Raw genomic sequence first — 18027 nt, 5'->3', positions numbered from 1 at the left:
GATTCCACAGACGCGACGCTCGGCATTTTGCCGAGCGTTTTCTTTTGGTTGATCGGCCGCCCGCGTCTCGCTGCAGAGCAGCATGTCGCACCTTGTGTCGCAGGCCATATTGCGGACTGGAATATATTATACCAGGATGACCGGATGCGCAGATGAGGAGCGCGCTGGTCGCAGCGGCAACCTCCAAGAGAGCGCGCTTTGGGAGGATTCATGGTTTCCAGCACAGAGGCTTCACCGCCCACCCCGCAGCAGTCGAGCGGCTTCCGGTGGGTCCAGCTCGCGATGGGCATCGTCTGCATGGCGATGATCGCCAACCTGCAATATGGCTGGACGCTGTTCGTCGATCCGATCGACGCGAAATATCACTGGGGCCGCACGGCCATCCAGCTGGCCTTCACGATCTTCGTCGTCACCGAGACCTGGCTCGTGCCGGTCGAAGCCTGGTTCGTCGACAAATACGGCCCGCGTGTCGTGATCATGTTCGGCGGCGTCATGATCTCGCTGGCCTGGATCCTGAACTCCTATGCCGACTCGCTCACCCTGCTCTACGCAGGCGCCGTCATCGGCGGCATCGGCGCCGGTGCTGTGTACGGCACCTGCGTCGGCAATGCGCTGAAGTGGTTTCCCGACCGCCGCGGCCTCGCCGCCGGCGCCACTGCTGCCGGCTTCGGCGCAGGCGCGGCGCTGACCGTGGTGCCGATCGCAAGCATGATCGCCTCGAGCGGCTATCAGAGCGCGTTCTTCACCTTCGGCATCGGCCAGGGCCTGATCGTGTTCGTGCTGGCAATCTTCCTGCGGCCGCCGACCCACGCGGCGCCGGCGCGCAAGAAGCAGCTCAACCTGCCGCAGAGCAAGATCGACTACACCCCGCCGCAGGTGCTGCGCACGCCGATCTTCTGGATCATGTACCTGGTGTTCGTGATGGTCGCCTCCGGCGGCCTGATGACCGCGGCCCAGATCGCGCCGATCGCCCACGACTTCAAGATCGCCAACGAGCCGGTGTCGCTCGCCGGCTTCCAGATGGCCGCGCTGACGTTCGCGATCTCGCTCGACCGCATCTTCGACGGCTTCGGCCGTCCGATATTCGGCTGGATCTCGGACACGATCGGCCGCGAGCACACCATGTTCATCGCCTTCGGCACGGCCGCGGTGATGCTGCTGACGCTGTCGAACTACGGGCAGAACCCGATCGTGTTCGTGCTGGCCACCGCCGTCTATTTCGGCGTGTTCGGCGAGATCTACAGCCTGTTCCCGGCAACCTCGGGCGACACCTTCGGCAGCAAATACGCCGCCACCAACAACGGCATGCTCTACACCGCGAAGGGCACCGCCTCGCTGCTGGTCCCGCTCGCGAGCCTGGTCTCGGCCAAGTATGGCTGGCAGGCCGTGTTCGTGATCGGCGTCGGCTTGAATGCGACCGCCGCCCTGATGGCGCTGTTCGTGATCAAGCCGCTGCGCCGCGCTTTCATCCTTGGCAAGGAGGCTCCGGCCACCCAGCCGGCGACGCAGGACGTCCGCACCGCCTGAGCCCCTGTTTCTTCCCGCGACTTCCAGAGGCGCACCCCGGTGCGCCTCTTTTTTTGCGCCGACACGAAACGCCGCGGCCGGATCGCCGCGCTCCGGCAGTGTCACTGACGTGTTTTTTCGGTGATCGGACAGACAAAAAGCGGTCTGACTGCATTGACATCTGGCATAACGTATACCAGACTTCAGCCACCAACGATGAACCAACGGGAGGGTGCCATGAAGGTCGGAGACATCCTGCGCAACAAGACGGCGCGCGTGATCACGGTGCGAATGAACGAGACCGTCGGCGTTGCGGCGCAGCTGATGCGCGCCAGCAATGTCAGTGCCCTCGTCGTCAAGGACGTCGTCCGCACGGAAGGCAACACCGCCGCCGGCATGTTCACCGAGCGTGACGTCGTCCGCGCGATCGCCGAGCACGGCGCAGCCGGCGTCACCATGAAGGTCTCGCAGCTGATCTCGCCGCAGCGGCTGATCTCCTGCAGCACCGAGGACTCGCTCGAGCATGTCCGCCATTTGATGAACGTGCATCACATCCGCCACCTGCCCGTCATCGTCGACTTCGCGCTCGCCGGCGTCATCAGCATGCGCGACGTCTCCTCGGCGTTCGACGACGCGGAAGCGTCCGCCGCCGCCTGATCGGGATCCCGGCCGGCGGAACCGTTCCGCTGCCACCGCAGACTTGTCGGATCAGCGCGCCGCCTGCTAGGCGGTGCGCAACAGAGAGCAGCAACGTTCGGGTTGCGGCTCGTTTCACTCCGACAGGATTCCTTGCGATGAAAGCCTATGTCTATGGCGCCCAGGGCGCCGCGATCACCGACATCGCCAAGCCCGTGCCGAAGGGCACGCAGGTTCTGATCCGCGTGCGTGCCTGCGGGCTCAACCGCGCCGACCTCGGCATGACCAAGGGCCATGTGCATGGCGCCGCCGGCGGCGTCGGCACCGTGCTCGGCATGGAATGGGCCGGCGAAGTGGCCGAGCTCGGACCTGATGCGAAGGGCGTGAAGGTCGGCGACCGCGTGATGGGCTCGGGCGCTGCCGCGTTTGCCGAATACACCCTCGCCGATCATGGCCGGCTGTTTCATGCGCCGTCGAACATGAACTTCGACGAGGCCGCGACGCTGCCGATCGCGCTGACCACGATGCACAATGCCGTCGTCACCAACGGCGCGCTGCAGGCGGGGCAAACCGTGCTGGTGCAGGGCGCGAGCTCCGGTGTCGGCCTGATGGCGATGCAGATCGCCAAGCTCAAGGGCGCTTCGCTGGTGATCGGCTCCTCGACCGATGCCATGCGCCGCGGACGGCTCAAGGAGTTCGGCGCCGATCTCGCGATCGACTCCCGCGATCCCGCCTGGGTCAAGCAGGTGCTCGAGGCCACGAATGGTGAGGGCGTCGATCTCATCATCGACCAGGTCTCGGGCCAGGTCGCCAACCAGAATCTCGCCGCAACCAGGGTGCTCGGCCGCATCGTCAATGTCGGCCGTCTCGGCGGCACGCATGCCGATTTCAACTTCGACCTGCACGCCGCACGCCGCATCAGCTATGTCGGCGTCACCTTCCGCACCCGCTCGATCGAGGAGATCCGCGCGATCTTCGCCGAGGTGAAGGCCGACATCTGGAGCTCCGTGGAAACCCGGACTCTGGGCCTGCCGATCGACCGCGTGTTCGCCTTCGATGACATCGGCGCGGCGTTCGCGCACATGGAAGCGAACAAACATCTCGGCAAGATCGTGGTGACCTTGTGAGCGCGAGCTCCTGACATTTAGACGCAATCGAAACAGTGCGCGGCTCATGCACATATGCCGCGCGATCCCGGCTTTCACGGCAGAGCCTCGGCTGCTACATCCGCGGCCATGAGCGATGCCGACTCCCCCATCCATTCCGGGAAAGCCCGCGTCGCCGCGATCTCGATCGCGGCGAGCGCCAGCATGGCGGCGGCGAAGTTCATCGTCGGCATCCTGATCGGCAGCCTCGCGCTGATCTCCGAGGCGCTGCACAGCGGCGTCGACGTCGTCGCCACGGTCATCACCTGGATGGTCGTTCGGGTATCGGACCGGCCGGCCGATGACGAACATCATTACGGCCACGGCAAGCTCGAGAGCCTGTCGGCGCTCGGCGTCATCGCCCTGCTCTACGTGCTGGCCGGCGGCGTGCTGGTCGAATCCGTGAGCCGGCTGCGCGAGGCGGCGCCGCCGCCGTCGCTGTCGGCGATCCCGTTCGTCGTGCTGCTGATCGACATCGCCGTCAATTTCTGGCGCGCCCGCGCGCTGCACCGCGCCGCGCACGAGACCCACAGCCAGGCGCTCGCCGCCGACGCGCTGCATTTCGCCTCCGACGTGCTCGGCTCGATCGCGGTCATCGCCGGCCTCGTCCTCACCGCGCTCGGCTTCTGGTGGGGGGACTCCGCCGCCGCCGTCGCGGTTGCCGTGATGATCTCCGTGCTCGGTCTCAGGCTGGCGCGCTCGACCGTCGAAACCCTGCTCGACCGCGCGCCGGACGGCGCCGCCGAGAAGGCCGATGCCGCGATCCGTTCGGTCCCCGGCGTCGTCGACGTCGAGCGCCTCCGCGTGCGGCTCGTCGGCGCCACCCATTTCGTCGACGCCACCGTGCAGGTGCCGCGCACCTATCCGATCGACCGGGTCCACGAGATCAAGCGCGACGCGCAGGCTGCGGTCGATGTCAGCCTGTCCGGCGCCGACGTCACCTTCACCACCGTGCCGGTGGCGCTGAGCAATGAGAGCGTGCGCGAACGCATCATGGTCATCGCGCGCAATTCCGGACTCGCGATCCATCACGTGACAGTCCACGACGTCGGCGGCCGTCTGATCGTCGCGATCGACCTCGAGGTCGACGGCGACATGAGCCTGGTCGCCGCGCATGCGATCGCGCACGAGCTGGAGCGCTCGATCCGCGACGAGTTCGGCGCCGACGTCGAGGTCGACACCCATATCGAGCCGCTCGAGCCGGAGCTGCCGTTCGGCATCGACGCTCCCATCGAGCGCGTCGCCATCATCGCCGAGGCCCTGCAACGCTTCGCCGCCGAGACCGACATGTACGACGTGCACAATGTCCGGGTCCGCAACACCGAGGCCGGCGAGATCGTCAACTTCCATTGCCGGGCGGCGCCGTCGATGAGCGTGCTCAAGGTGCACGACAATGTCGATCACATCGAGCGCGGCCTGCGGCGCGCCTTCCCGACCGTGAAGCGCGTCATCAGCCATGCCGAGCCGCCGCACGGCTGAAGCCGTAAAAGTCACGCGGTGTTCTTGCTTCGGACTCATCTCGCCAATTTTTTGTCACCGCGACTCCGCATTGGATAAGATTTATTAGCTTTTGCCAAATCGTTGACTCTCGACAGCCCGACAAATCTGGATTCAAATCAACTTGATTCGGAAGCGGCTGGGGCTCTTTCGAAATTCGGGTAATCCAGGAAGTTTCGGGGGTCTACAGCATGGCGCGTGCGCATGCCGCGAACGCGTGCGTCCAATCTTCTGATTCAATCAAAGGGTTGGCGCAATCGATCGCGAAACCGGCCTATCAAAGGCTGCTGACTGCTGAGCCGGTATTGCGTCGTGCTGTCCCCACTTTGATCATCGCCTTTCTCGTCACCATTTGCCTCGGCGCCTTCGTCCAGGTGCTCGATCACAGCCGGCAGAAGCGTGGCGCGACCAAGCGCGACCTTGCCGCGATCTCGGACCTGCTCGCCGACCGCATCGGCTATCTGGCGATGCGGCCCGACCGCATGGCCAATATCGAGCATCTGCAGACGCTGCTGCCTGACCTGATCCCGGCCTGGGGCGTCGCGCCGGGCCGCCATGTCATCGTGACCGGCGCCGACCACCGCATCCTCGCCCGGGTCCCGGTGGATGCCGGCCTCGGCGAGAACGACCGCATCCTCGACCTGATCTCGACCGCGCAACTCCTGGCCACGCCGGGCCTGCAGGGCGCCGTCACCGAGATCACCTTGCCGAACGGCCGTCCGGCCTTCGCTGTCTCGCAGCTGATCAAGAGCCTGCCGGGCCGCGTCGTCATCATCCAGGAGAAGATCGAGCCGATCTGGGGCTCGGACGCAGCGCTGTCGATCACGCTGTCGGCGACGACAGGCTTCGTCGTGCTGATCCTGGGCTTCGCCTTCCACTGGCAGTCGACGCGGGCTCGCGAAGGCGACCTGATCAACGACGCCGTGCGCGGCCGCATCGACACCGCGCTGAACCGCGGCCGCTGCGGGCTGTGGGACTGGGACTTGTCGCGCGGCCGGATCTTCTGGTCGAACTCGATGTTCGCAATGCTCGGCCTCGACAACCGCACTGACCTGCTCACCTTCGGCGAAGTCAATGCGCTGGTGAACTCCGATGACATCGACCTGTTCGCGATCGCCGACCAGCTCGTCGCCGGCGAACTCCGCCACATCGACCAGAGCTTCCGGATGCGCCACACCGAGGGCCACTGGATCTGGCTGCGCGTGCGTTGCGAGCTGAGCCAGGGCACCACCGACTCCGGCCTGCATCTGATCGGCATCGCCGTCGACGTCACCGAGCAGAAGAGCCTGGTCGAGAAGACCGTCGAGGCCGATCTGCGGCTGCGCGACGCGATCGAGACGATCTCGGAAGCCTTCGTGCTGTGGGACTCCAACAACCGCCTCGTGCTGTGCAACTCGCACTTCCAGAAGCTGCACAAGCTGCCGGACTCCGCGGTGACCCCCGGCACCTCCTACGAGACCGTGATCGAGGTCGGCAAGATGCCGGAGATCCGCACACGGCTGCACGACAACAGCCAGCAGGCACAGGGCGGACGCACCTTTGAGGCGCAGCTCGACGACGGCAGCTGGCTGCACATCTCCGAGCGGCGAACCAAGGACGGCGGCTACGTTTCGGTCGGCACCGACATCACCCGGATCAAGGAGCACGAGCAGAAGCTCGTCGACAACGATCTGCGCCTGCGCGCCACCGTCATCGACCTGCAGCGATCGCAGACGGCGCTGGAGCGCCAGGCGATCGAGCTCGCCGACCTCGCGGAAAAGTACTCGCAGGAGAAGACAAGGGCCGAGGAAGCCAACCAGACCAAGTCGAAATTCCTCGCCAATATGAGCCACGAGCTGCGCACGCCGCTCAACGCCATCATCGGCTTCTCCGAGATCATGGGCAGCGGCATGTTCGGCTCGCTCGGCTCGGAGAAGTACCAGGAATATTGCCACGACATCCTGACCTCGGGTCAGTATCTGCTCGAAGTGATCAACGACATCCTGGACATGTCGAAGATCGAGGCCGGCCGCATGAAGCTCGACATGGAGCCGCTGGACCTCGCCAAGACGCTGGCGGAGTCGCTGCGCGTCGTCTCCGGCCGCGCCCAGGACAAGAGCCTGGTGCTCGACGCCGACATCGAGGGCAGCATCCCCGTCATCGCCGACCGCCGCGCCACCAAGCAGATCATGGTCAATCTGCTGTCGAACGCGGTGAAGTTCACGCCCGAAGGCGGCCGCGTCACGATGCGCAGCCGGGTGTTCGAGGACAAGGTCGTGCTGATCATCGCCGACACCGGCATCGGCATCCCCGCGCAGTCGCTGGCCCGGCTCGGCCGCCCGTTCGAGCAGGTCGAGAGCCAGATGACCAAGACCTATCACGGCTCCGGCCTTGGCCTGGCGATCGCCCGCTCGCTGGCCCAGCTGCACGGCGGCTCGATGCGCCTGCGCTCCCGCCTCGAATGCGGCACCGTCGTCCGCGTCACCCTGCCCCGCGACGCGTACAAGGCCACGGCGAGCATCTCGGTCGCGGCGTGAGCGGCCCGGCTGCATCAACAACCACCGCTGTCGTCCCGGGCTTGACCCGGGACCCATAGCCCCAGGCCGTCGCGCGAGGCACGCTCGTCGACCATCCCGCACCTCATCTCCGCCGCGGCGTATGGGTCCCGGGTCAAGCCCGGGACGACACCTGAGGATCGGATTGACATCTCGAAAAACCATGGACCCGGCGCATCGACAGAACTGGACATGACCGCGCATTCTCGCGGCACATGATGCCCGAGTGATGCGATCAGTCATGCCCTCTGAGTTGCAAAGGGCGCAGGGAAGGCCAGGCGTCGGCTGACGCCTGCGGCCCGCCTGCGAAAAAGAATGCAGGCGGCAGGTACCACAGGTGCAGCCGGACAAACCCGGCCTTCCCTGCGCGATGGGTTTCACGCTTATACGCAGTCGCCCTGGTGCGCCGGGCTTGTTGGCCACCATGCCGCGACAATGCTTGCGCATTGCGCTGGACACCAGCTTCGGGGTGTCAGGCCGCTGCGACTTCACGTCCGCGAGAGCATCGTTCGTCGGCGCCGTCGCAAGACGACGCTGCGATCCCTCGCGGCCACCGCATCCCCGCCTCGCGTGTCGTGACGATCGCGCGCAACGCCCCTTTGCATGAGGCGGGATGCGCCCAATTCAACACGTTGCAAATGTTCTGAAAAGCAGAATATTTTTCATCTCTCATCTGGACAGCGAGTCGCGCGTTGAAAACATTCGCGAACTTCAGCGCAGCGCGCAGGCTCTGACGGCGCTGGGCAGCTCGATCGGCTCGCGCGCGGCATGGACACTCTGCCCGTCGGCCAAATCAGCCTGCTTTCATCATCGCGACGACACAGGTTATAGGTATCCATCTACAGTCATCAGAGGACCCTCCGTGTGATCATCGCCTTCATCGTCGCCGCCTTCGCCTACCGCTTCGCCATGCTCGCCGTTTCGATCCGCAACGAGAAGCGGCTGCGCGCCGGGGGCGCGACCGAATACGGCGCCTCCGTGTCGCGCTGGCTCGCGATCGCTCATGTCGCCTTTTATCTCGCGGCGACAGCCGAGGGCCTCGTCCGCGACGCACCGGTTGATGCCGTCAGCATCATCGGATTCGTGATTTACCTGTTCGGCGCGGCGATGCTGCTGGTGGTGTCGCAACTGCTCGGACGGTTCTGGACCGTCAAGCTGATGATCGCCCGCGACCACGCGCTGGTGACGCACCCGTTGTTCCGGATCGTCCGCCATCCGAACTACTTCCTCAACATCCTGCCCGAGCTGATCGGCTACGCGCTGACACTGCACGCCTATTTCACGCTCGTTGCCGGACTGATCATCTATGCCGTGCCGTTGACGCTGCGCATCCGGCAGGAGGAGAAGATCATGCACGACACGTTTGCGGCGTATTGACCGCGGCGGGCTGCACGAAGCGCAAGGGACACGGATCAAAGAGAGCGGCGTGCCCTGCTCTGCGACGCGCCGTTTCGAGATCCAAACCTCAGAATCGCAATTTTGAGCAAGTCCAGAACCGCAGGCTGTGCGATTCCCGGGGCGACCACGATCGCACCTGAAGGAATCAATGATGCTCAAGCGTATTTGGCGCGGCTGGACCGCGCCGGCGGATGCCGATGCCTATGAGGAGTTGCTGCGGTCGACGATCTTTCCGGGCATCAAGGATCGCGCGATCCCAGGGTTCATCGGCATCGAGCTGCTGCGCCGGTCCCTCGACACCGAGGTCGAGTTCGTGACGATCATGAGGTTCAGCGACGACGACGCCGTCGTCCGCTTCGCCGGGCCGGCGAAGGAAGCGGTGGTGCCGCCGGCGGCGCGCGTGCTGCTCAGCCGCTATGAAACACACGCCGCGCAATACGAGCTGCGCATCGACTAATGCAAGATCGCCTCAGGCAGGCTTCGCCGCCGGTACGGGCCCGCGCTCGACGGTGAGCCCGAACAGCGGCCGCAACTGCGTGCCGATCATGTTGCCGATGAAGGCCGCGACGAACCAGCACCAGCCATGCAGGCTGCCCGAAGCGATGCCGCTGAAGTAAGCGCCGATGTTGCAGCCATAGGCGAGACGCGCGCCGTAGCCGAGCAGCAAGCCGCCGATGATGGCGGCGAGCAGCGACGGCAGCGGCAGGCGCCAGGTCGGATGGAATTTGCCGGCGAGGCCCGCGGCGAGCAGCGCGCCGAGCATGATGCCGAAATCCATCACCGAGGTGATATCGGCGAAGATGCTCTGCTGCAGCGACGCCGCGCGGGCGCCCTGCCAATAGCCCCAGGACGCGACGTCAACGCCGAGCGCCATCGCGATCTTCGATCCCCACAACGCGAAAGCGGAGGTGATGCCCCAGGGACGGCCGGCGAGAAACAACGTCGCGAAATTGCCGAGCGCGAGCGCGACGGCGCCCCACAGCAGCGGCCATGGGCCCTGTAGAAAGCGCCTGGCGCCGGTGAGCTCGGTGCGGACGCCCGGCTCGATTGCACCATGACTGTGGGTTTCGACCTGGAGGGTGAACACGTAGATCCCGGCCATCACGACGAGGCAGACGATCAGCGCTGGCATCCAGCCGAGCTTGTCGATCAGCGACACCGCGCCGATGTTCGGCTGCGCGCTCCACCACGGCAGGTGCCGCGCGCCGATCGTCGAGCCGACGATGAAGGCGGCGAGCGTCACCAGCATTCGCGTGTTGCCGCCGCCCGCGGTGTAGAGCGTCCCTGACGCGCAGCCGCCGCCCATCTGCATGCCCAGGCCGAACAGGAACGCGCCGGTGAGCATACCGATGCCGACCGCGCCATATTCGCCGTGCACCGGCTGGCCGAACAGCGTGCCGTGGGCGAGCGCCGGGAAGAACAGGATGACGGCGATTGCAAGCATCACCATCTGCGCCCGCAGGCCGGCGCCGCGACGCGCGACGATGAAGACGCGCCAGGCCGAGGTGAAGCCGAACAGCGCGTGGTACAGCGACAGCCCGAGCGCCCCGCCGACCAGAAACAGCGCACCCTGCCGCCAGGTGATCGCAGCGCCCAGCACCAGCGCGCCGAGGATCAAGGCCGCAGCGGCGACGGCGACGACCGGCCTGTTCGAGCGGTTGCGGTGATTGTCCGGCGCGAGCAGCCGGGCATCGATGGAGAGGTCGGTCATATCGGTTCCGAGGGCGATGATCTGTCCCGGGCTAACAGCTGCTGCTCCGGGCTGTTCCACCCTGGCGACGCCGATCAAAACGCCGGGGTGTACGTCCCCCGAACCGAAGCATCCAGTCGTGCTGTATGAGCCTGGATTGCGTCGCTGCGCTCGCTCGCAATGACGGCTGTGGTTCAACCTCGCTGTCATGCCCGCGCAGGCGGGCATCCAGTACGCCGCGGCCTCTCGGTGGACTCACGAACGTCTCGGCGTACTGGATCGCCCGGTCAAGCCGGGCGATGACAGCTGGAGTGGGGAGATCCCAGCCCCGCTCCTCATTGCGAGCGCAGCGGGTCAATCAAGGGGCCGCCTGCTCGACGTCGGGTCGACCGCCGTGAGGCCAGCCTTGAGCCTCGCAGATAGCGGTCGCGCTTCACGCCTGCAATGTGGGCGCGACCTCGCGCGCGATCTGCACCAGCGAGGCGATCAGCGGGGTCATCGGGTCGCGTTGCGGGATGACGAGGCCGATCTGATAGTTGATCACGGGGTCGATGATCGGGATCGAGCGCACCTTGTCGGCGAGCCCCAACGTTTCGGCGAGCTTGGCCGGCATCACGCTGGCCCAGCGGCCGGTCTTCACATGGGTGTAGAGCACGAGCAGCGAGTTCGAGGTCAGCGTCGGCGTGACCTCGTTGCCGGCGGCCTTCAGCGCGCGGTCGATGATGCGGCGGTTCTGCATGTCCGGCGTCAGCAGGCACAGCGGCACCTGCCCCACTTCCTGCCAGGTCACCTGGTCGCGATCGCCGAACATGGCGTCCGGCGCGGTCAGCAGGCGGTAGCTCTCGTTGTACAGCGGGATGGTTCTGACGCGGCCGATCGGCTCGTTCTCGATGTAGGTCAGCCCGGCATCGACCTCGAGGTTCTCCAAGAGGCCGAGCACATCCGCCGACGTGCACGACATGATGCGGAACCGGACCTCCGGATGCTTGGCGCGGAACGGCGTCGTCAGCGACGCCACCATGCCGAGCACCGTCGGAACCGCAGCGATGCGGATCTCGCCCGACAGCTTGTCCTTGAGGCCGTTGATCTCCTGCCGCATCGCGCGGAAGTCGCCGACGATGCGCCGGGCCCAGTCCAGCGTGCGCTCGCCCTCGGGGGTAAAACCCTGGAACCGCGATCCCCGCTGCACCAGCATGACGCCGAGGATCTCCTCGAGCTGCTTGATGCTGGTCGACATCGTCGGCTGGGTGACCCCGCACGTCTCCGCGGCGCGGCCGAAATGGCGCTCCTTGGCGAGTGCCAGCAGCAGTTCGAGCTTGTCGATCAAGAGGTCGGCCTTCCCCGGGTTGAATGGCCCGGTTCCGCACGTTTTGGGCGCCTCCGGACAGGATGAAACCCTATCACGGCGAGGGGGGCACGGACACGGTAAAACGCGGCCGCAAGCCGGTCGCGCGAAGGCCTGTTTTTCGTCAACTTCTAGCTATCTCACGATTGCGTTTCGCTATCGCAGCACGGGACTGCTTTATTGATATCTTGAGCAATTCCAACTTGGATATGAGAAACGCTTGCAACGCAGAATCGGGATCAGGATGACGCCCAAGATGACGCCGATGTACGAGAGTTGGGATGCGGCGCGCGGCGCCGAGATCATCGCTGAACATAGCAGGATGGAGGGAGCAACCTTGCCGATCCTCCATGCGTTGCAGGAGGCGTTCGGCTACGTGCCGGAGGATGCCCTGCCGATGATTGCATCCACGCTCAATTTGTCTCGCGCCGAGGTTTACGGCGTGTTCACGTTCTACCATGATTTCCGCGCCAAGAAGGCCGGCCGTCACGTGCTGAAGCTGTGCCGTGCCGAGGCCTGCCAGGCCGCTGGTGGCGATGCGCTCGCTGCGCGTGCCGAGGCCAAGCTTGGGATCGCCATGGGTAACACCACATCGGATGAGCGCGTCACGCTCGAGCCGATCTACTGCCTCGGCCTGTGCGCCACCGCGCCCTCGGCCATGATCGACGGCCGGCTGGTCGGCCGGCTCGATGAAGCCCGGATCGATGCTCTCGTCTCGGAGGCCCAGCGATGAGCGTGCGTCTTTTTGTCCCGTGTGATGCCGGCGCGCTCGCCGTCGGCGCTGATGAGGTCGCCCACGCGCTGCACAAGGCGGCGCTGGAGCGGAAGGTCGAACTTGAAATCGTCCGCAACGGCTCGCGTGGGTTGTACTGGCTGGAGCCGCTGGTCGAGCTGGAGACGGCGCAGGGCCGCTTCGGCTTCGGCCCCGTCACGGCTGACGACGCGCCGTCGCTGCTCGACGCCATCATCGATGACAAATCGCACAAGCTCTCGCTCGGCCTGACAGAGGAGATCCCTTGGCTGAAGCGGCAGACCCGCCTCACCTTCGCGCGCTGCGGCATCATCGATCCCTTGTCGCTCGACGACTATCGCGCCCATGGCGGCTACAAGGGCCTGACGCGCGCGCTGACGCTGTCGCCGGACGCGGTGATTGCCGAGGTCACGACGTCGGGCCTGCGCGGCCGCGGCGGCGCGGGCTTCCCGACCGGCGTCAAGTGGAAGACGGTGTCGCAGACCGCGGCGGACCGCAAATACGTCATCTGCAACGCCGACGAAGGCGACAGCGGCACCTTCGCCGACCGCATGCTGATGGAAGGCGATCCCTTCGTGCTGATCGAAGGCATGACCATCTGCGGCATCGCGGTGGGCGCCACCAAGGGCTACATCTATACGCGCTCGGAATATCCGCACGCGATCGCAACCATGGCCAAGGCGATCGACATCGCGAGGCAAGCCGGCCTGCTCGGCGACAAGATCGCGGGCTCGAACTACACGTTTGAGCTCGAGGTCCGCACCGGCGCCGGCGCCTATGTCTGCGGCGAAGAGACCGCGCTGATGGAGAGCCTCGAAGGCAAGCGCGGCATTGTCCGCGCCAAGCCGCCGCTGCCCGCCCATCACGGCCTGTTCGGCAAGCCGACGGTGGTCAACAACCTGCTGTCGTTCGCTGCGATCCCCTTCATCCTCGACGAGGGCGCCAAGGCCTATGCCGATTTCGGCATGGGACGCTCGCGCGGCACGATGCCGATCCAGATCGCCGGCAATGTGAAGTTCGGCGGCCTGTTCGAGACCGCGTTCGGCATCACGCTCGGCGATCTCGTCGACGACATCGGCGGCGGCACCTTCACCGGGCGTCCCGTGCGCGCAGTGCAGGTCGGCGGTCCGCTCGGGGCCTACTTCCCGCGCGCGCTGTTCGACACGCCGTTCGACTACGAGGCGTTCGCCGCCAAGGAAGGCCTGATCGGCCATGGCGGCATCGTCGTATTCGACGACACCGTCGACATGTCGAAGCAGGCGCGCTTCGCGATGGAGTTCTGCGCCATCGAATCCTGCGGCAAGTGCACGCCCTGCCGCATCGGCTCGACGCGCGGCGCCGAGACCATCGACAAGATCCGCCGCGGCGAGCGCGTGTCTGAGAACATCGCTCTCGTCGAGGACCTCTGCGGCACTATGAAGCTCGGATCGCTCTGTGCACTCGGCGGCTTCACGCCCTACCCTGTGCTCTCGGCGCTGAAACATTTCCGCGAGGATTTCGGTCCTCAGCAACCGCGCCTGCAGGCTGCGGAATAGACATTCGGGAATAAGGACACAGCCATGTCGCTCATCCACGAAACCGATTACGGCACCCCGCTCTCCAAGTCCGAGAAGATGGTGACGCTCACCATCGACGGCCAGAGCATCACAGTTCCCGAGGGCACCTCGATCATGCGCGCGGCCATGGAGGCGGGCACGCAGATCCCGAAGCTGTGCGCGACCGACATGGTCGACGCCTTCGGCTCCTGCCGCCTCTGCCTCGTCGAGGTCGAGGGCCGCGCCGGCACGCCGGCCTCGTGCACCACGCCGGTCGCCGCGGGCCTCGTCGTCCATACCCAGACCGAGCGGCTGAAGAAGCTGCGCAAGGGCGTGATGGAGCTCTACATCTCCGACCATCCGCTCGACTGTCTCACCTGCGCCGCCAATGGCGATTGCGAGCTGCAGGACATGGCCGGCGCGGTCGGCCTGCGCGACGTGCGCTACGGCAACCAGGGTGAGAACCACGTGTTCGCCGACGCCTGCGGCGAGGCCAATCCGGCCTGGCTGCCGAAGGACGAGTCGAACCCCTATTTCACCTACGATCCGTCGAAGTGCATCGTCTGCTCGCGCTGCGTCCGCGCCTGCGAGGAGGTGCAAGGCACGTTCGCGCTGACGATCTCCGGCCGCGGCTTCGACAGCCGGGTCTCGCCGGGCATGAGCGAGAGCTTCCTCGGCTCCGAGTGCGTGTCCTGCGGCGCCTGCGTGCAGGCCTGCCCGACCGCGACCCTGACCGAGAAGAGCGTCATCGAGATCGGCCAGCCCGAGCATTCGGCGGTCACCACCTGCGCCTATTGCGGCGTCGGCTGCACCTTCAAGGCGGAGATGCGCGGCGAGGAGATCGTGCGCATGGTGCCCTACAAGGACGGCAAGGCCAATCGCGGCCATTCCTGCGTCAAGGGCCGCTTCGCCTATGGCTATGCGACCCACAAGGAGCGCATCCTCAAGCCGATGATCCGCGAAACCATCGACCAGCCCTGGCGCGAGGTCTCCTATGACGAGGCCTTCACCTTCGCGGCGCAGAAGATGCGCGGCATCCAGGCCAAGTATGGCCGCGACTCGATCGGCGGCATCACCTCGTCCCGCTGCACCAACGAAGAAACCTATCTGGTGCAGAAGCTGGTCCGCGCCGGCTTCGGCAACAACAATGTCGACACCTGCGCCCGCGTCTGTCACTCGCCGACCGGCTACGGCCTCGCCACCACCTTCGGCACCTCGGCCGGCACGCAGGACTTCGACTCGGTCGAGGACAGCGACGTCATCATGGTGATCGGCGCCAACCCGACCGACGCGCATCCGGTGTTCGGCTCGCGCATGAAGAAGCGGCTGCGCCAGGGCGCCAAGCTGATCGTGGTCGATCCGCGCAAGATCGACCTGGTGAAGTCGGCGCATATCAAGGCCGACTATCATCTGCCGCTGCTACCCGGCACCAACGTCGCCATCCTGACCGCGCTGGCGCATGTCATCGTCACCGAGGGCCTCGTCAACGAGACCTTCGTGCGCGAGCGCTGCGACTGGAGCGAGTTCCAGGACTGGGCCGAGTTCGTTGCCCTGGAGAAGAACAGCCCCGAGGCGATCGCCAGCATCTCCGGCGTCGACCCGGAAGCGATCCGCGGCGCGGCCCGGCTCTACGCCAAGGGCGGCAACGGCGCGATCTATTACGGCCTGGGTGTCACCGAGCACAGCCAGGGCTCGACCACGGTGATCGCGATCGCCAACCTCGCGATGGCCACCGGAAATATCGGCCGCCGCGGCGTCGGCGTGAATCCGCTGCGCGGCCAGAACAACGTACAGGGCTCCTGCGACATGGGCTCGTTCCCGCACGAGCTGCCGGGCTACAGGCACATCTCGGGCGACGCGGTGCGCGACCAGTTCGAGGCGATGTGGAACGTCAAGCTCAACCCTGAGCCGGGCCTGCGCATCCCGAACATGTTCGACTCCGCGATCGACGGCACCTTCAAGGGCCTCTACGTGCAGGGCGAGGACATCCTGCAGTCCGATCCGAACACCAGCCACGTCGTGCAGGCGCTGTCGTCGATGGAGTGCGTCATCGTGCAGGACCTGTTCCTGAACGAGACCGCCAACTACGCCCACGTCTTCCTGCCCGGCTCGACCTTCCTCGAGAAGGACGGCACCTTCACCAACGCCGAGCGCCGCATCCAGCGCGTCCGCAAGGTGATGACCCCGCGCAATGGCCTCGCCGACTGGGAGGTCACGATCGGCCTCGCCAAGGCAATGGGCTTCGAGATGACGTACAATCATCCCTCCGAGATCATGGACGAGATCGCGGCGTTGACGCCCACCTTCACCGGCGTCTCCTACCAGAAGCTCGAGGAGATGGGCTCGGTGCAGTGGCCCTGCAACGAGAAGTATCCCGAGGGCTCGCCGATCATGCATGTCGACGGCTTCGTCCGCGGCAAGGGCAAGTTCGTCGTCACCGAGTACGTCGCGACCGACGAGCGCACCGGCCCGCGCTTCCCGCTGCTGCTCACGACGGGGCGCATCCTGTCGCAGTACAATGTCGGCGCCCAGACCCGGCGCACCGACAACGTGGTGTGGCATGGCGAGGACGTGCTGGAGATCCATCCGCACGACGCCGAGCAGCGCGGCATCCGCGACGGCGACTGGGTGCGGCTGACCAGCCGCGCCGGCGAGACAACGCTGCACGCGTTGATCTCGGAGCGCGTGGCGCCGGGCGTGGTGTACACCACGTTCCACCACCCGCTGACCCAGGCCAACGTCATCACCACCGACTACTCCGATTGGGCGACCAATTGTCCGGAGTACAAGGTCACGGCGGTGCAGGTGTCGCAGTCCAACGGCCCGTCGGACTGGCAGAAGGCCTATGACGAGCAGGCCCGCAACTCGCGCCGCATTGCCCCGATCGTGGAGGCTGCGGAGTAGCATGCCAGATGCAGTGCGCATCGCGGATCGTCTGGTCTGGCGCGACGGAGCCCTCACCGAGGGCCACCGCCGCGTGCCGGAGGAGACCGCGGTCGCGCTGACCTATAATGGCGGCACCCAGGCTGTCATGATGGCGACGCCGCAGGACCTTGCCGACTTCGCCATCGGCTTCAGCCTCAACGAAGGTCTGATCAAGAGCCGCGACGACATCGTCTCGCTCGATGTCGTCGAACTCGATGACGGTATCGAGCTTCGGATGTGGCTGCCCGACGCGCTTGCCGAACGCCTCGCCGAGCGCCGCCGCAACATCGCCGGCCCCACCGGCTGCGGCTTGTGCGGCATCGACTCCCTCGCCGAAGCGGTGCGGCCCGCTGCGCATGTGCCCGCAGGACGGCGCTTCGCCCCGCGCGATATCATGACTGCGCTGGCCGCGATTGAGCCGCTGCAGAAGCTCAACCACGAGACCCGCGCCGTACACGCCGCGGCGTTCTGGACTCCGGCCCGCGGCATCGTCGCCCTTCGCGAGGACGTCGGCCGCCACAACGCGCTCGACAAGCTCGCCGGCCACCTCGCGCAGACGCGCGAGACGGCCAGCGAAGGCCTGGTCATCATGACCAGCCGCGTCTCGGTCGAGCTGGTGCAGAAGGCCGCCGCGATGGGCGCGCCAGTCTTGGTCGCCGTCTCCGCGCCGACCGCGCTTGCCATCCGCATGGCCGAGGCCGCGGGCATCACCCTGATTGCGGTGGCCCGCAACGACGGCTTCGAAATCTTCACCCACCCCGACCGCATCGTCGCGAGCGCCGAGGCGCGCGCGCCATCACCACAGACGGATAAGCCCCATGTCGCATAGCAGCACCCACGACCGCCTCGTCTACATGGCGAACCAGATCGGAAAGTTCTTCCAGAGCCAGGGCCGCGACAAGGAGGTTGCCGGCGTCGCCGAGCACATCAAGAAGTTCTGGGACCCGCGCATGCTCAAGACCATCTACGCGCATCACGACGCCGGCGGCGAAGGCCTCGACCCCGCCGTGAAAGACGCGATCGGCAAGCTGAAGGACGCGGCGGTCGCGAAGGAGAAGGCGTAAG

Annotated in this window: 15 protein-coding genes; 12 read left to right on the top strand and 3 right to left on the bottom strand. The window is 66.0% G+C overall.

Annotated elements, in window-relative coordinates; all coding sequences use genetic code 11:
• The first annotated feature begins 210 nt into the window (after positions 1–210).
• The 3 genes from oxlT to NLR35_RS24445 all read left to right on the top strand — a co-directional run bounded on the left by oxlT (position 211) and on the right by NLR35_RS24445 (position 3269).
• Positions 211–1527 carry an oxalate/formate MFS antiporter gene (gene oxlT / locus NLR35_RS24455; RefSeq protein WP_257169085.1) on the top strand — a complete coding sequence of 439 codons (1317 nt, stop codon included), beginning with the start codon at positions 211–213 and terminating at the stop codon, positions 1525–1527.
• 216 nt (positions 1528–1743) lie between these two features.
• A complete protein-coding gene (locus tag NLR35_RS24450) occupies positions 1744–2163 on the top strand; it encodes a CBS domain-containing protein (protein WP_257169084.1) in 420 nt (139 codons plus the stop codon).
• A 137-nt stretch (positions 2164–2300) separates the two neighbouring features.
• The gene (locus NLR35_RS24445; RefSeq protein WP_257169083.1) at positions 2301–3269 is read left to right on the top strand and encodes a zinc-binding dehydrogenase; all 969 of its coding nucleotides are present in this window, start codon (positions 2301–2303) and stop codon (positions 3267–3269) included.
• 74 nt (positions 3270–3343) lie between these two features.
• Here NLR35_RS24445 and NLR35_RS24440 read toward each other — a convergent pair whose 3' ends face one another.
• A complete protein-coding gene (locus tag NLR35_RS24440) occupies positions 3344–3472 on the bottom strand; it encodes a hypothetical protein (protein ID WP_257169082.1) in 129 nt (42 codons plus the stop codon).
• Here NLR35_RS24440 and NLR35_RS24435 point away from each other — a divergent pair.
• From NLR35_RS24435 to NLR35_RS24420, 4 genes are all read left to right on the top strand, one after another.
• Positions 3453–4766 carry a cation-efflux pump gene (locus NLR35_RS24435; protein WP_257169081.1) on the top strand — a complete coding sequence of 438 codons (1314 nt, stop codon included), beginning with the start codon at positions 3453–3455 and terminating at the stop codon, positions 4764–4766. The two genes, NLR35_RS24440 and NLR35_RS24435, sit on opposite strands and share 20 nt — an antisense overlap.
• A 209-nt stretch (positions 4767–4975) precedes the next feature.
• On the top strand, positions 4976–7300 hold the full coding sequence (locus tag NLR35_RS24430; protein ID WP_257169080.1) for a PAS domain-containing sensor histidine kinase: 2325 nt from the start codon (positions 4976–4978) through the stop codon (positions 7298–7300).
• An 882-nt stretch (positions 7301–8182) separates the two neighbouring features.
• Positions 8183–8695, top strand: a complete 513-nt coding sequence (locus NLR35_RS24425) for an isoprenylcysteine carboxyl methyltransferase family protein (RefSeq protein ID WP_257169079.1) — start codon at positions 8183–8185, stop codon at positions 8693–8695.
• Positions 8696–8867: 172 nt separating this feature from the next.
• Positions 8868–9173, top strand: a complete 306-nt coding sequence (locus tag NLR35_RS24420) for an antibiotic biosynthesis monooxygenase (RefSeq protein WP_257169078.1) — start codon at positions 8868–8870, stop codon at positions 9171–9173.
• 12 nt (positions 9174–9185) lie between these two features.
• Here NLR35_RS24420 and NLR35_RS24415 read toward each other — a convergent pair whose 3' ends face one another.
• Together NLR35_RS24415 and NLR35_RS24410 are read right to left on the bottom strand one after the other, a co-directional pair.
• Positions 9186–10427: a YeeE/YedE family protein gene (locus NLR35_RS24415; protein WP_257169077.1), complete on the bottom strand. Its 1242-nt coding sequence runs from the start codon at positions 10425–10427 to the stop codon at positions 9186–9188.
• A gap of 412 nt (positions 10428–10839) precedes the next feature.
• Positions 10840–11733, bottom strand: coding sequence for a LysR family transcriptional regulator (locus tag NLR35_RS24410; RefSeq protein ID WP_257169076.1), 894 nt, complete (start codon positions 11731–11733; stop codon positions 10840–10842).
• Between the two features lie 274 nt (positions 11734–12007).
• On the opposite strand from NLR35_RS24410, the gene NLR35_RS24405 reads away from it, so the two are divergent.
• The 5 genes from NLR35_RS24405 to NLR35_RS24385 are packed head-to-tail and all read left to right on the top strand — an operon-like array spanning position 12008 to position 18026.
• Positions 12008–12484, top strand: a complete 477-nt coding sequence (locus NLR35_RS24405; RefSeq protein WP_257169187.1) for a formate dehydrogenase subunit gamma — start codon at positions 12008–12010, stop codon at positions 12482–12484.
• Positions 12481–14037 carry an NADH-quinone oxidoreductase subunit NuoF gene (locus tag NLR35_RS24400; protein ID WP_257169075.1) on the top strand — a complete coding sequence of 519 codons (1557 nt, stop codon included), beginning with the start codon at positions 12481–12483 and terminating at the stop codon, positions 14035–14037. Before NLR35_RS24405 ends, NLR35_RS24400 begins: the two co-directional genes overlap by 4 nt.
• A gap of 24 nt (positions 14038–14061) precedes the next feature.
• Positions 14062–16941, top strand: a complete 2880-nt coding sequence (gene fdhF, locus NLR35_RS24395; protein ID WP_257169074.1) for a formate dehydrogenase subunit alpha — start codon at positions 14062–14064, stop codon at positions 16939–16941.
• Position 16942: 1 nt separating this feature from the next.
• Positions 16943–17791 carry a formate dehydrogenase accessory sulfurtransferase FdhD gene (gene fdhD, locus NLR35_RS24390; RefSeq protein WP_257169073.1) on the top strand — a complete coding sequence of 283 codons (849 nt, stop codon included), beginning with the start codon at positions 16943–16945 and terminating at the stop codon, positions 17789–17791.
• A complete protein-coding gene (locus NLR35_RS24385) occupies positions 17781–18026 on the top strand; it encodes a formate dehydrogenase subunit delta (protein ID WP_008961224.1) in 246 nt (81 codons plus the stop codon). The genes fdhD and NLR35_RS24385 overlap by 11 nt, the downstream gene beginning before the upstream one ends.
• The last annotated feature ends 1 nt before the right edge of the window (position 18027 follow it).

This window comes from Bradyrhizobium sp. SRS-191 (assembly GCF_024586915.1).
Taxonomy (GTDB): Bacteria; Pseudomonadota; Alphaproteobacteria; order Rhizobiales; family Xanthobacteraceae; genus Bradyrhizobium.
This window is presented reverse-complemented; position numbering and strand designations above follow the sequence as displayed.

Coding starts and splice junctions, on each gene's coding strand:
- oxlT (WP_257169085.1), top strand. CDS start 211: ATGGTTTCCAGCACAGAGGCTTCACCGCCCACCCCGCAGCAGTCGAGC.
- NLR35_RS24450 (WP_257169084.1), top strand. CDS start 1,744: ATGAAGGTCGGAGACATCCTGCGCAACAAGACGGCGCGCGTGATCACG.
- NLR35_RS24445 (WP_257169083.1), top strand. CDS start 2,301: ATGAAAGCCTATGTCTATGGCGCCCAGGGCGCCGCGATCACCGACATC.
- NLR35_RS24435 (WP_257169081.1), top strand. CDS start 3,453: ATGGCGGCGGCGAAGTTCATCGTCGGCATCCTGATCGGCAGCCTCGCG.
- NLR35_RS24440 (WP_257169082.1), bottom strand. CDS start 3,472: ATGAACTTCGCCGCCGCCATGCTGGCGCTCGCCGCGATCGAGATCGCG.
- NLR35_RS24430 (WP_257169080.1), top strand. CDS start 4,976: ATGGCGCGTGCGCATGCCGCGAACGCGTGCGTCCAATCTTCTGATTCA.
- NLR35_RS24420 (WP_257169078.1), top strand. CDS start 8,868: ATGCTCAAGCGTATTTGGCGCGGCTGGACCGCGCCGGCGGATGCCGAT.
- NLR35_RS24415 (WP_257169077.1), bottom strand. CDS start 10,427: ATGACCGACCTCTCCATCGATGCCCGGCTGCTCGCGCCGGACAATCAC.
- NLR35_RS24405 (WP_257169187.1), top strand. CDS start 12,008: ATGACGCCGATGTACGAGAGTTGGGATGCGGCGCGCGGCGCCGAGATC.
- NLR35_RS24400 (WP_257169075.1), top strand. CDS start 12,481: ATGAGCGTGCGTCTTTTTGTCCCGTGTGATGCCGGCGCGCTCGCCGTC.
- fdhF (WP_257169074.1), top strand. CDS start 14,062: ATGTCGCTCATCCACGAAACCGATTACGGCACCCCGCTCTCCAAGTCC.
- fdhD (WP_257169073.1), top strand. CDS start 16,943: ATGCCAGATGCAGTGCGCATCGCGGATCGTCTGGTCTGGCGCGACGGA.
- NLR35_RS24385 (WP_008961224.1), top strand. CDS start 17,781: ATGTCGCATAGCAGCACCCACGACCGCCTCGTCTACATGGCGAACCAG.